This is a genomic window from Stenotrophomonas sp. STEN063 (assembly GCF_056854515.1).
This window is the reverse complement of sequence record NZ_JBXFWF010000020.1, coordinates 1-12,600: the sequence shown is the minus strand read 5'-3', so window position 1 is coordinate 12,600 and position 12,600 is coordinate 1. Positions and strand designations below refer to the sequence as shown.

Annotated in this window: 8 protein-coding genes; 7 read left to right on the top strand and 1 reads right to left on the bottom strand. The window is 65.2% G+C overall.

The window, feature by feature from the left end:
- Positions 1-14: 14 nt before the first annotated feature.
- On the bottom strand, positions 15-1,850 hold the full coding sequence (locus AC1VWL_RS07370; RefSeq protein WP_482986261.1) for an assimilatory sulfite reductase (NADPH) flavoprotein subunit: 1,836 nt from the start codon (positions 1,848-1,850) through the stop codon (positions 15-17).
- Positions 1,851-2,050: 200 nt separating this feature from the next.
- On the opposite strand from AC1VWL_RS07370, the gene cysD reads away from it, so the two are divergent.
- From cysD to AC1VWL_RS07335, 7 genes are all read left to right on the top strand, one after another.
- A complete protein-coding gene (gene cysD, locus AC1VWL_RS07365; protein WP_482986260.1) occupies positions 2,051-2,962 on the top strand; it encodes a sulfate adenylyltransferase subunit CysD in 912 nt (303 codons plus the stop codon).
- An 8-nt stretch (positions 2,963-2,970) separates the two neighbouring features.
- On the top strand, positions 2,971-4,839 hold the full coding sequence (gene cysN / locus AC1VWL_RS07360; protein ID WP_482986259.1) for a sulfate adenylyltransferase subunit CysN: 1,869 nt from the start codon (positions 2,971-2,973) through the stop codon (positions 4,837-4,839).
- A gap of 291 nt (positions 4,840-5,130) precedes the next feature.
- The gene (locus AC1VWL_RS07355; protein WP_296247121.1) at positions 5,131-6,249 is read left to right on the top strand and encodes an efflux RND transporter periplasmic adaptor subunit; all 1,119 of its coding nucleotides are present in this window, start codon (positions 5,131-5,133) and stop codon (positions 6,247-6,249) included.
- A complete protein-coding gene (locus tag AC1VWL_RS07350; protein ID WP_296247074.1) occupies positions 6,246-9,371 on the top strand; it encodes an efflux RND transporter permease subunit in 3,126 nt (1,041 codons plus the stop codon). The genes AC1VWL_RS07355 and AC1VWL_RS07350 overlap by 4 nt, the downstream gene beginning before the upstream one ends.
- Positions 9,364-9,900, top strand: a complete 537-nt coding sequence (locus AC1VWL_RS07345) for a GNAT family N-acetyltransferase (RefSeq protein WP_482986258.1) — start codon at positions 9,364-9,366, stop codon at positions 9,898-9,900. The genes AC1VWL_RS07350 and AC1VWL_RS07345 overlap by 8 nt, the downstream gene beginning before the upstream one ends.
- A 146-nt stretch (positions 9,901-10,046) precedes the next feature.
- A complete protein-coding gene (locus AC1VWL_RS07340) occupies positions 10,047-11,492 on the top strand; it encodes an alanine/glycine:cation symporter family protein (RefSeq protein ID WP_481509631.1) in 1,446 nt (481 codons plus the stop codon).
- 15 nt (positions 11,493-11,507) lie between these two features.
- Positions 11,508-12,344: a TrmH family RNA methyltransferase gene (locus tag AC1VWL_RS07335; protein WP_482986257.1), complete on the top strand. Its 837-nt coding sequence runs from the start codon at positions 11,508-11,510 to the stop codon at positions 12,342-12,344.
- The last annotated feature ends 256 nt before the right edge of the window (positions 12,345-12,600 follow it).

The following is a 12,600-nucleotide window of genomic DNA, read 5'->3' as shown; positions in this document are numbered from 1 at the left end:
GCAGCGTTCAAGCCTCAATACACATCCCGTCCATAGCGCCCCTCCGTGTGCAGTCGAGTCAGATAATCGCGGGCATCGTCTTCATCCAGCCCGCCGTGTTCGCGCAGTACATCCAGCAGTGCTGCATGCACGTCCTTGCCCATGGCGATGGCGCCGCACACATATAGGTGTGCGCCGTTCTGCAGCCAGTCGTAGAGATCACGGCCGCGGGTGCGCAGGCGCTGCTGCACGTACACCTTGTCGGCCTGGTCGCGCGAGAACGCCAGGTCCAGGCGATCGAGTTCCTTGCGCCGCAGCGCGTCCTGCCATTCGGTCTGGTAGAGGAAATCGGTATTGAAATGGCGCGCGCCGAAGAACAGCCAGTTGCGGCCTGTGGCGCCGGTCTCGGCACGCTCCTGCACGAAGCCACGGAACGGTGCGACGCCGGTGCCCGGGCCGATCATGATGATGTCGCGGCTGCTGTCAGCCGGTACCCGGAAGCGCTCATTGGCTTCGATGTAGACCGGCAGCTGCGCACCTTCTTCCAGTGCGCTCAGGAAGCCGCTGGCTGCGCCCAGGTGTTCGCTGTCATGGGCGTGATAACGCAGTTCGTCGACGGTCAGGTGCACTTCTTCGCCGACGCGCTTGCGGCTGGAGGCGATGGAGTACAGGCGCTGCGCGGCGGGGCGCAGGGTGCCGAGCAGGGTTTCGGCATTCCACTCGGCCGGCCAACGGCGCAGCACGTCGACCAGTTGATGATCTTCGAATACCGAGGCCAGTTCCGTCTTCTGTGCCGGATCGAGCAGTCGGGCAAGTTCCGGATGCGCGCTGCGCTCGGCCACCGAGGCCAACAGCGGACGCGAGATGCGGGTCAGCTCGCGGTGCTCGCCCAGCCATTGCGCCAGCGGCCGGCTGTGGCCGTCGTGTTCGATCTGCAGTGTGCCATCCAGGCCGGTGACATCCAGCACCGCTTCGACCAGTTCGGCAGGGTTGCGGTGGACGATGCCCAGCGCATCGCCGGGTTCGTAGTGCAGGCCGCTGCCTTCCAGCGAAAGCTCAAGGTGATGCACGGACTTGGCTGCATTGCCGTACTTCGCATACGCCGGGCCCTTGAAATCGCGGCCACTGATGATCTGGCGCGACAGCAGCTCTGCGCTGAAGGGATGTTGTGCGGTCCACGCACCGGCATGCCGCAGCGGCGTGACATTGCTGGGCGTGGCGACCACGGTCTGGCCGATCACGTCGCGCGCATTGAGCAGTGCCTGTGCCTGCCACGGTGCCGCCACGGTATCGATGTCCAGGTCGGCCTCGCCCACGGCCTGCAGGCGGGTGGCGCCCAGTTCGGCCAGGCGGCTGTCGAGCTTGCGGGCGATGCCGCAGAACTCCACGTAGCTGGAGTCACCCAGCCCGAGCACGGCGTACTTCAGCTCTGGCAGCTTTGGCGCACGCTTGCCGGCGATGAACTCGACCAGGCCGATGGCGTCGTCCGGCGGATCGCCCTCGCCCTGGGTGCTGATGACGATGTAGAGCAGGCGCTCATTGGCCAGCTCGCGGGTGGCGTAGGCATCGGCGCGGACTACCCGCACCGGCAGGCCGGCGGCTTCGGCCTCGGCAGCGAGCTGCTCGGCGGCGCGGCGGGCGTTGCCGGTCTGGCTGCCATAGACCACGGTCAGCCGGGTCTGTGCTGGCTGTGCGGCTTGGCCGCCGGAGATGACGGTAAGGGCAGTGGGAGAGGTACCCTGCGCCAACCCGGCGGCAAACCCGGACAGCCACCACAGACTGTTCCCATCCAGACCGGCTACCAGTTGCGACAGCAGGTCCCTGCGGTCTTCGGGCAAGGGGCTGGGTGGCACGGTGGCGGCGGCGGTCATTTCCATTCCGGTCTAGGTAGGGATGACCGATGCTAGGTACAGCGCGCCATCAGGGGAAAGGAGTAGCGGTTATCGCTTCATGCCCTGCGTTTATTTCAATCGGCGCAGTGGCACCTCCAGACTCCGCGGACAGTCCGGAGTCCCGCCCGGCTTCGCTGTTACTCTTGCCCTCGGGCCCCGTTTCCTTATTTCGGCACGCAATGACCGTCACTGCACCCCTGTCACACCTTGACCGCCTGGAAGCGGAGAGCATCCATATCCTGCGCGAAGTTGCCGCCGCCTTTGACAACCCGGTGCTGATGTACTCGGTGGGCAAGGACAGCTCGGTACTGCTGCACCTGCTGCTGAAGGCGTTCGCGCCGGGCGTACCGCCGATCCCGCTGCTGCATGTGGATACGCGCTGGAAGTTCGGCGAGATGATCGCCTTCCGCGACCGCCGCGTTGCCGAGACCGGCACCGAGCTGCGGGTGCACATCAACCCGGACGGTATCGCCCGCGACATTGGCCCGATCAGCCATGGCCCCAGCGTGCACACCGATGTGATGAAGACCCAGGGCCTGAAGCAGGCCTTGGACAAATGGAAGTTCGATGCCGCCATCGGTGGCGCGCGCCGCGACGAAGAGAAGTCACGGGCCAAGGAACGGGTGTTCTCGTTCCGCAATGACCGCCACCGCTGGGACCCGAAGAACCAGCGCCCAGAGCTGTGGAACCTGTACAACGCCCGCATCCACCAGGGCGAGAGCGTGCGCGTATTCCCGCTGTCGAACTGGACCGAGCTGGATATCTGGCTCTACATCTACCGCGAGAAGATCCCGGTGGTGCCGCTATACCTCGCTGCCGAACGACCGGTCGTCGAGCGCGATGGCAGCCTGATCATGGTTGATGACGAACGCCTGCCGCTGCATCCGGGCGAAGTGCCGCAGCTGCGCAAGGTGCGTTTCCGCACGCTGGGCTGCTACCCGCTGACCGGCGCGATCGAGTCCGAAGCCGACACCCTGGAGAAAATCATCGCCGAGATGTTGGTCTCCACCAGCTCGGAACGGCAGGGCCGCCTGATCGACCACGACCAGTCCGCGTCCATGGAGAAGAAGAAGTTGGAGGGGTATTTCTGATGAGCGCCGTGACCACTTCCTCAGATATTGCTGCCTACCTAAAGACCCACGAAACCAAGCCGCTGCTGCGCTTCATCACCTGCGGCAGCGTCGACGATGGCAAGAGCACGTTGATTGGCCGCCTGCTGTACGAAAGCAAACGCTTGTTCGATGACCAGCTGTCCGCGCTGGAGGCAGACAGCCGTCGACATGGCACCCAGGGCGAGCGCATCGATTACGCATTGCTGCTTGATGGCCTGGCCGCCGAGCGCGAGCAGGGCATCACCATCGACGTGGCTTACCGCTACTTCGATACCGACCGTCGCAAGTACATCGTTGCCGACTGCCCCGGGCATGAGCAGTACACCCGCAACATGGCTACCGGCGCCTCGACTGCGGATGTGGCGGTGGTGCTGGTGGATGCGCGCAAGGGCCTGCTCACGCAGACCCATAGGCACAGCTACATCATCTCGCTGCTGGGCATCGGCCAGGTGGTGCTGGCGGTGAACAAGATGGATCTGGTCGATTACGACCAGGCCGTATTCGAGCGCATCGTCGCCGACTATCAGGCGCTTGCGGCGCAGTTGGGTATTGCCAATGTGCAGGCGATTCCGTTGTCGGCGCTGGAAGGGCAGAACCTGTCCACGCGTTCGACGGTAATGTCCTGGTATGGCGGTCCCAGCCTGATCGAGCACCTGGATACGGTCGAACTGAGCGCGCACGACGCGGTCAGCGGACTTCGCCTGCCGGTGCAGTGGGTCAACCGCCCGAACCAGGATTTCCGTGGCTTTGCCGGCACCATTGCTGCTGGCCAGGTGCGCGTGGGTGACGAAGTGGTGGTGCTGCCCTCGGCACGCCGCTCCACGGTCAAGCAGGTGCTGGGCCCGGATGGTCCGCTGGCAGTTGCCGGCACCGGGCAGGCAGTGACGCTGACCCTGGAGGACGAGGTCGACGTCAGCCGCGGCGATGTGATTGCCGCTGCAGGTGATCCGCCGGAGGTGGCGGACCAGTTCGCTGCCCATGTGCTGTGGATGGACGACGCGGCCTTGCTGCCGGGCCGGCCGTATTGGCTGCAGATCGGCAGCCGTACCGTGGCCGCCAATATCAGTGAGATCAAGCACCGCGTTGACGTGAATACGCAGGAGCGACTGGCGGCCAAGCGACTGGAGTTGAACGAGGTTGGCTACTGCAACCTGTCGCTGGACGAGCCTGTGGCCTTCGCTCCCTATGCGCAGAACCGCGCATTGGGCGGTTTCATCCTGATCGATCGCCAGACCAACGCCACCGTCGCCGCCGGCACCCTGGATTTCGCCCTGCGCCGCGCCGGCAACGTGCATTGGCAGCATCTGGACGTGGACAAGGCGGCGCGGGCACGGATCAAGGGCCAGCAGCCCCGGGTGCTGTGGTTCACCGGCCTGTCCGGTGCGGGCAAGTCCACCGTCGCCAACCAGGTGGAGAAGCGGCTGCATGCGCAGGGGGTGCATACCTTCCTGTTGGACGGCGACAACGTCCGCCATGGCTTGAACCGCGACCTGGGCTTCACCGACGAGGACCGTGTGGAGAACATCCGCCGCGTCGCCGAGGTGGCAAGGCTGATGGTCGATGCCGGGCTGGTGGTGTTGGTCAGCTTCATCTCGCCCTTCCGTGCCGAGCGGCAGATGGCCCGCGAGCGCTTTGAGGACGACGAGTTCATCGAGGTATTCGTCGATGTGCCGCTGGGAGTGGCCGAAGCGCGCGATGTGAAGGGCCTGTACCGCAAGGCGCGGGCCGGACAGATCCCCAACTTCACCGGCATCGACTCGCCGTATGAAGCCCCGGAGGCCCCGGAACTGCACCTGCATGCCGACACCGACAGTGTGCCGGCGATGGTCGAACAGGTGTTGCAGGCGCTGCGCTGAGTCGCCAGCGCGTTCGCAGGGGCAGGCTGTGGGAGCGGCATTGGCCGCGAAGCCACCGCACCGTCAGCCCCGAATTCATCCGCAATTGCAGCTTCGCCCCCTCCCTTGCGCCGAAGGCGGAGGGGAGGGTTGGGGAGGGGTAGGCTCTTCGCATCACGGGTGAAGGCCCCTGCCGAGCATGGCTCGGCACTACAGCGGTTCCCACAATAGGGACGTTCCCCCCCTAACGGCACATCCGGCCGTCATCTGACACCGCTAGACTGCTTGATCGTGTATCAGATGGGACTGCGTATGTTCGGGCGATTTGCCGTCACCGTTGTCGGTGGCACTGTCTTGGCGCTGGCGTTGGCCGGATGCAACCGCAAGAACGCTGAGGCGCCGCGGCAAGCCGCCGGCGCGGTGCTGGTCACTACGCAGGTCGTCGAAACCGCTCCGTGGAGCGATACGCTGCAGGCCAACGGCACCGCCAAGGCACGCGAATCCATCATCGTCACCGCCAAGGTCAGCGAAATCATCGACAAGGTGCATTTCGAGAGTGGCCAGCAGGTTGCCGCCGGTGCGCCGCTGGTGACCCTGCGCGGCCAGGCCCAGCAGGCCGCACTGGCCCAGGCGCAGGCGACGTTCGCCGAGGCCGACCGGCTGTACAAGCGCCAGCGCGAACTGGCCGCACAGCAGCTGGTTGCGCATTCAACCCTGGATACCCAGCAGTCGATCCGTGATGCCGCCGAGGCCCGCGTGCAGCAGATGCGCGCCGATATCGGCGACCGCAGCGTACGCGCGCCATTCGCCGGCGTATTGGGCATCCGCCAGGTCAGCCCGGGTTCGCTGGTCACCCCGACCACCGCGATCGCCACGCTGGACGACATCTCCCGCATGCACGTTGATTTCCAGGTGCCGGAAGCGCAGCTGGCCTCGCTGCAGAACGGCGACAAGGTCAGCGGCAGCAGCATCGCCTACCCGGGCCGCACGTTTGAAGGCACGGTCAGCACCATCGACGCCCGCGTCGATCCGGGCAGCCGCGCGATTACCGTTCGCGCCGATTTCGACAACGTCGACCATGCGCTGCGTCCGGGCATGTTGCTGGACGTGCGCCTGTACCGTCCCGAGCGCGATGCGTTGGTGATTCCGGAAATCGCGGTGGTGCAGGTGGGACGCGACTCTTACGTGTTCCGGGTCAAGCAGGATGAAAGCGTCGAGCGCGCCGACATCAAGGCCGGCACCCGCCGCGCCGGTGTGGTGGAAATCGTCGAAGGGCTGAAGGCCGGTGACCGCATCGTCGTCGATGGCACCGGCAAGCTGCGCCCGGGCATCCGCATCCAGGATGACAAGCCGGCCAAGGCCGCCGACGCGGCCACGCCGCTGAAGCCGGCCGATGTTGCAGTACCGGCCAAGATGGCGACCGCCGGATGAAGCTGTCCGATCTTTCGATCAAGCGGCCGGTACTGGCCGTGGTGATGAGCCTGTTGCTGCTGGTGCTGGGCATCATGTCGTTTACCCGCCTGACCCTGCGCGAGCTGCCGGCCATCGATCCGCCCATCGTCTCGGTGTCGGTGGATTACACCGGCGCCTCGGCGGCAGTGATTGAAAGCCGCGTCACCCAGGTGCTGGAGGACGCGCTGGCCGGTATCGAAGGCATCGATACCATCAATGCACGCAGCACCAACGGCCGTGCCTCGGTCAGCATCGAGTTCAACGCCAATCGCGACATCGAAGCCGCGGCCAACGACGTGCGCGATGCGGTCAGCCGCGTCGCGGATCGCATGCCGGAGGAAGCGCGACCGCCGGAAATCGCCAAGGTCGAGAGTGACGCCGACCCGATCATCTGGTTCAACATGTCGTCCTCGGTGATGGATACGCTGGAACTCAGCGATTACGCCGACCGCTATGTGGTGGACAGGTTCTCCAGCATCGACGGTGTGGCCCAGGTCCGCATCGGTGGCCGCCAGCGTTACGCGATGCGGGTGTGGCTGGACCGCGACCAGCTGGCCGCACGCGGCCTGACCGTCAACGAAGTTGAAACCGCGCTGCGCAACGAAAACGTGGAGCTGCCGGCCGGCCGCATCGAATCGGCCGACCGCGATTTCACCCTGCGCGTGGAGCGCAGTTACGTGGCCCCGGCGGACTTTGCCAGCATTCCGCTGGGCAAGGGCAATGACGGTTACGTGGTGCGCTTGGGCGATGTGGCCAAGGTCGAACTGGCCTCGTCCGAGCGTCGCGCCTACTTCCGCAGCAACGGCGAGCCGGGTATCGGCCTGGGCATCGTCAAGACGTCGACGGCCAATGCGCTGGATGTGGCGCGTGATACCCGTGCCGAAGCCGAGCGCATCGCCCAGACCTTGCCGAAAGGCACGCAGATCTTCGTCGCCTTCGACAACACCACCTTCATTGAAGCCGCCGTGGAGCGCGTTTACGCCACGCTGGTCGAGGCGATGATCCTGGTGCTGATCGTGATCTGGCTGTTCCTGGGCAGCCTGCGCGCAGCAGTGATTCCGGCGGTGACGGTGCCGGTGTGTCTGGTTGCGGCCTTCATCGCGCTGTTCGCGTTCGGCTTCTCGATCAACCTGTTCACCCTGCTGGCGCTGGTGCTGTGTATCGGTCTGGTGGTGGATGACGCCATCGTCGTGGTCGAGAACGTGCAGCGACGCATCGATCTGGGCGAGCCGCCGTTGGTGGCCGCCAAGCGCGGTACCGCGCAGGTGGCGTTCGCGGTGATCGCGACCACGGCGGTGCTGGTGGCGGTGTTCCTGCCGGTGGGTTTCCTTGAGGGCAATACCGGCCGTCTGTTCCGCGAGCTGGCAGTGGCGCTGGCGGCAGCAGTGGCCTTGTCTGCCTTCGTGGCACTGACGCTGACGCCGATGATGGCGTCCAAGCTGCTCAAGCCGCACAGCGAGCAGAAGGTCAGCCGCCTGCATGGCTTCATCAACCGCCAGTTGGAGCGGCTGTCGGCAGCCTATGGCCGCGTGCTGGATCGCCACGTGCAGCGCAGCTGGGTATTCGGGCTGGTGATGCTGGGCGCGCTCGGCGCCAGCTGGGGCCTGTTCAAGCTGATTCCTTCCGAACTTGCGCCGGCCGAAGACCGTGGCTCGTTCCAGATCATGATCGATGGCCCGGAAGGTGCGGGCTACGACTACACCGTGGAGCAGGTGCAGCAGGTCGAGAAGATCGTCTCGCGTTTCGTCGGCCCGGATGAACCCATTGTCCGCGCCAATCCGCGCGTGCCCGGTGGTTGGGGCAACAGCGAGGAAATGCATACCGGCCGCATGAGCGTGTTCCTGCAGCCCTGGCGCAATCGCAGCGAGGCCACGGTGGATGTGGCCAATGACCTGCAGAAAGAACTGAACGACCTCAGCGGCGTGCGTGTGCGCACCATGGTCGGAGGAGGTCTAGTGCGCAGCATGGGCCAGCCGTTCCAGATCGTGCTGGGTGGTCCGGAGTACGCGGAAATCGCGCAGTGGCGTGATCGCCTGCTGGAACGCATGGCCGATTACCCCGGCCTGGTCGGCGCCGATTCGGATTACAAGGAAACCCGCCCGCAGATGCGGGTCAACATCGACCGCCAGCGTGCGGCCGACCTGGGCATCTCGGTCACCGACATCGGCCGCGCGCTGGAAACCATGATGGGCTCGCGCCGCGTCACCACCTTCGTCGACAACGGCGAGGAGTACGACGTATTGGTGCAGGCCGGTCGCGAAGGCCGTGCGTCGCCGGCCGACCTGTCGGCGATCCAGGTGCGCGCACGCTCGGGTGAGCTGGTGCCGCTGTCCAACCTGGTCACGCTCAGTGAAGTGGCCGAGGCCGGCAGCCTCAACCGTTTCAATCGCCTGCGCTCGATCACCATCAGCGCCAACGTCGCGCCGGGTCATACGCTGGGCGAAACCATCGACTGGGCCAAACAGGTCGCCGCCGAGGAACTGCCGGAGTACGCGCAGATCGACTGGAAGGGCGAATCGCGCGAGTACCAGAGTGCCGGCAGTGCGGTGCTGCTGACCTTCGCCATGGCCTTGCTGGTGGTTTACCTGGTGCTGGCCGCACAGTTCGAGAGCTTCATCCATCCGCTGGTGATCATGCTGACCGTGCCGCTGGGCGTGCTTGGCGCCTTCGTCGGCCTGTACCTCAGCGGCGGCACCCTCAACCTGTTCAGCCAGATCGGCATCGTCATGCTGGTGGGCCTGGCGGCGAAGAACGGCATCCTGATCGTCGAGTTCGCCAACCAGCTGCGCGACGAAGGCCGTACTGTGCACCAGGCCATCGTCGAGTCGTCGATGGTGCGGCTGCGACCGATCCTGATGACCTCGATCGCCACCGTGGTTGGTGCGGTTCCGCTGGTGGTCGCCGGTGGCCCGGGCTCGGCCAGCCGCGCCACCATCGGCATCGTGGTGATCTTCGGTGTCAGCGTGTCCACCTTCCTGTCGCTGTTCGTGGTGCCGGCGTTCTATGCCTTGCTGGCGCCGTATACCAAGTCGCCGGAAACCGTGGCCAACGCGCTGGAGAAACTCGAGCGCGAGACACCTGCGGTTGGCGGCCATGCGTGAGCCGCTGCTCGGCGGTCGCGTCCGGTTGCGCCCCTGGCAGGCAGGGGACCTGGACGCGCTGCTCGAGCATGCCAACGATGCAGCGGTATCGCGGGGGCTGAGCACGCGCTTTCCCTATCCGTATACCCGCGCCGATGGCGAGGCCTTTCTGGCGGGACAGGTGCTGGACCTGCGGGGGCAGGTATTCGCACTGGAAATCGATGGCCTGGCCTGTGGCGGTATCGGGGTAACCCAGGGCAGGGACGAACGGCGTCATTCGGCGTCGCTGGGGTATTGGCTGGGCCAGCGCTACTGGGGGCAAGGCATCATGACCACGGTGGTCGGCGCCTATGTGCCGTGGGTGATGGATACCCTGGCACTGGCACGGCTGTCCGCACAGGTGATGGCCGGGAACCCGGCCTCGGCGCGGGTGCTGTTGAAGAATGGATTCGCGGAGGAGGGCACCGAACGCCAATCGGTGCTCAAGGACGGGCAGTTGCATGACATGCGCTGCTTCGCCCTTATCAGGACTTGGCTGCAATCCACGTAGGAGCCTGCACAACCGGGCCCAATCGTGGAAAAATCGGCCAGCCCCGGGATTCCGGGCTTTGGCTACCTTTCAGCTTTCCGGGGAATTACGTGGAATCCATCGTCGAATACGTAAACGGCATCATCTGGAGCAATGCGCTCATCTTCATGTGTCTTGGGGCGGGCCTGTGGTTCAGCCTGCGCACCCGCTTCATGCAGATCCGCGGTTTCGCTGAAATGTGCCGGCTGACGGTGCGCGGCGAGAAGTCCGAGGCCGGCGTGTCCTCGTTCCAGGCCCTTGCCATGTCGATGGCCGGCCGCATGGGTATCGGCAACATCGCCGGTGTGGCCACGGCCATTGCCTACGGCGGCCCGGGTGCGATCTTCTGGATGTGGGTGATGGGCTTCCTCGGCGCCTCCACCTCCTACGTTGAATCGACCCTGGCGCAGATCTACAAGACCAAGGATGCCGAAGGCCGCTACCGCGGTGGCCCGGCCTATTACATTGAAAAAGCGATGGGCCTGAAGTGGTATGCGGCCGTGTTCGCCGTGGCCACCGTGATCGCCGCAGGCTTCCTGCTGCCAGGCGTGCAGGCCAATGCCATCGCCGACAGCGCGGTCAACGTGCTGTGCACCGGCGCCAATGCCTGCGCATCGGTTGGTGGTGCCGCCAGCATGAAGCTGTGGATCGGCCTGAGCGTAGCGGTGCTGCTTGGCATCATCATCTTTGGTGGCGTCAAGCGCATTGCCAGCTTCGCCGAAGTGATCGTGCCGTTCATGGCGCTGGGCTTCATCCTGATGGCGATCGTGGTGATGATGCTCAACGCCAGCAAGGTGCCGGCGATGTTCTCGGACATCTTCTCCAGTGCCTTCGGTGCGCATGCGGCCTTCGGCGGCATCATCGGCCAGGCCATTGCCTGGGGCGTGAAGCGTGGCATCTACGCCAACGAAGCCGGCCAGGGTACCGGCCCGCATGCCGCCGCCGCCGCCGAGGTCTCGCACCCTGCCAAGCAGGGTTATGTGCAGGCCTTCGCCATCTACTTCGACACCATGCTGGTCTGCACCTCGACCGCCTTCCTGCTGTTGTCCACCGGCATGTACAACGTGTTCCGTTCGGTCACCGAAGGTGGCGTGACCAAGCTGGAGGCCATTGTCACCGGCGTGCCGGGCGTTCAGCCCTCCGAAGGTGCCCTATTCACCCAGGCGGCGGTGGAATCGGTGCTGCCGGGTTGGGGCGCGGGCTTCGTGGCACTGGCGCTGTTCTTCTTCGCCTTCACCACGATCATGGCCTATTACTACATGGCCGAAACCAACCTGACCTACCTGGCCGGCAGCAACCGCACGCATCCGGCGGCGATGCTGGTGCTGCGCCTGGGCATCATGGGCATGGTGGTGTTTGGTGCCTACCACAATGCGAAAATGGCCTGGGCCCTGGGCGATATCGGCGTGGGCTTGATGGCCTGGCTGAACGTGGTCGCCATCCTGATCCTGCAAAAGCCTGCCATGCTTGCACTGACCGACTATGAGCGGCAGAAGAAGCTGGGCCTGGACCCGGTCTTCGACCCCGATGCACTGGGCATCAAGAATGCCGATTTCTGGCGTAGCAACAAGTAATCCAAAGGAACCGCTGTGAGTAACCCCTGGAACAACCGTCGCCCTTCCTCGCGGCCACCCCGCGCAACTCCGGCTGCACCCTCGGCCGCACGTGAAGGCGACGGTGTACCGGTACGCGGCGGCGATGAAATGCGCCTGTACGGCTTCAATGCCGTGCAGGCGATGTTTGCCAAGCGCCCGCAGGCGCTGCGCAAGCTGTACCTCGCCGAGGACATGATCCCGCGCCTGCAGCCGGTGCTGAAGTGGTGCGTGGCCAACCGCGTGGGTTACCGCGTGGTCGGCGACGGCGATCTCAACAAGCTGGCCGCCACCACCCATCACGAAGGCCTGGTGGCCGATGTGCAGAAGCAGGAGCCGCTGCCCTTGGCGACCTGGCTGGCCTCGTTGCAGGCCGGTCCTGCGTTGGCCTTGTGGCTGGATGGCGTAGGTAACCCCCACAACTTCGGCGCGATCCTGCGCTCGGCGGCGCATTTTGGGGTCAAGGCAATCCTGTTGCCGGCGGACTCGACGCTGGCCCTGTCCGGCGCCGCCGCGCGCGTGGCGGAAGGTGGCGCCGAGTCGGTGCCGCTGGTGCGCCTGCCGGCCTTGCCGCAGGCCGTCGCGCAGCTGCGTGATGCCGGCTTTGGGCTGGCTGCGACCCTGGTTGCCGATGGCGACAATGTTTTCACCACCGAGTTGCCGGATCGCATGGTGTATGTGATGGGCGCTGAAGGCGAAGGCATGGACCGCGATTTCGCCCACAGCTGCGATCTGCGCCTGTCGATCCCGGGCAGTGGCGCAGTGGAAAGCCTCAACGTGGCCTCGGCCACCGCAGTATTCCTGGCCAGCTGGAACAGCCGCAAGCAGCACTGAAAAACACGGTAGTGCCGAGGCATGCTCGGCAGAAGCTTCACCAGAAATGCCAATCTGTAGTGCCGAGCCATGCTCGGCAGGGGCGTTACCAGGAAAAAAGCACCCCTCCCCAACCCTCCCCTTCGCTGCGCGAAAGTGAGGGGGCAGAAGCCGTAGTGCCGAGCCATGCTCGGCAGGGGCTTCACCAGCAAAACCAAACCTGTGGTGCCGAGCCATGCTCGGCAGGGGCATTACCGCTAGAGCCCCTGCCGAGCAT

Bases quoted from the DNA above. Each gene is read 5' to 3' on its own strand.
- AC1VWL_RS07345 (WP_482986258.1), top strand. From the start codon at position 9,364: ATGCGTGAGCCGCTGCTCGGCGGTCGCGTCCGGTTGCGCCCCTGGCAG.
- AC1VWL_RS07350 (WP_296247074.1), top strand. From the start codon at position 6,246: ATGAAGCTGTCCGATCTTTCGATCAAGCGGCCGGTACTGGCCGTGGTG.
- cysD (WP_482986260.1), top strand. From the start codon at position 2,051: ATGACCGTCACTGCACCCCTGTCACACCTTGACCGCCTGGAAGCGGAG.
- AC1VWL_RS07370 (WP_482986261.1), bottom strand. From the start codon at position 1,850: ATGACCGCCGCCGCCACCGTGCCACCCAGCCCCTTGCCCGAAGACCGC.
- AC1VWL_RS07355 (WP_296247121.1), top strand. From the start codon at position 5,131: ATGTTCGGGCGATTTGCCGTCACCGTTGTCGGTGGCACTGTCTTGGCG.
- AC1VWL_RS07340 (WP_481509631.1), top strand. From the start codon at position 10,047: ATGTGTCTTGGGGCGGGCCTGTGGTTCAGCCTGCGCACCCGCTTCATG.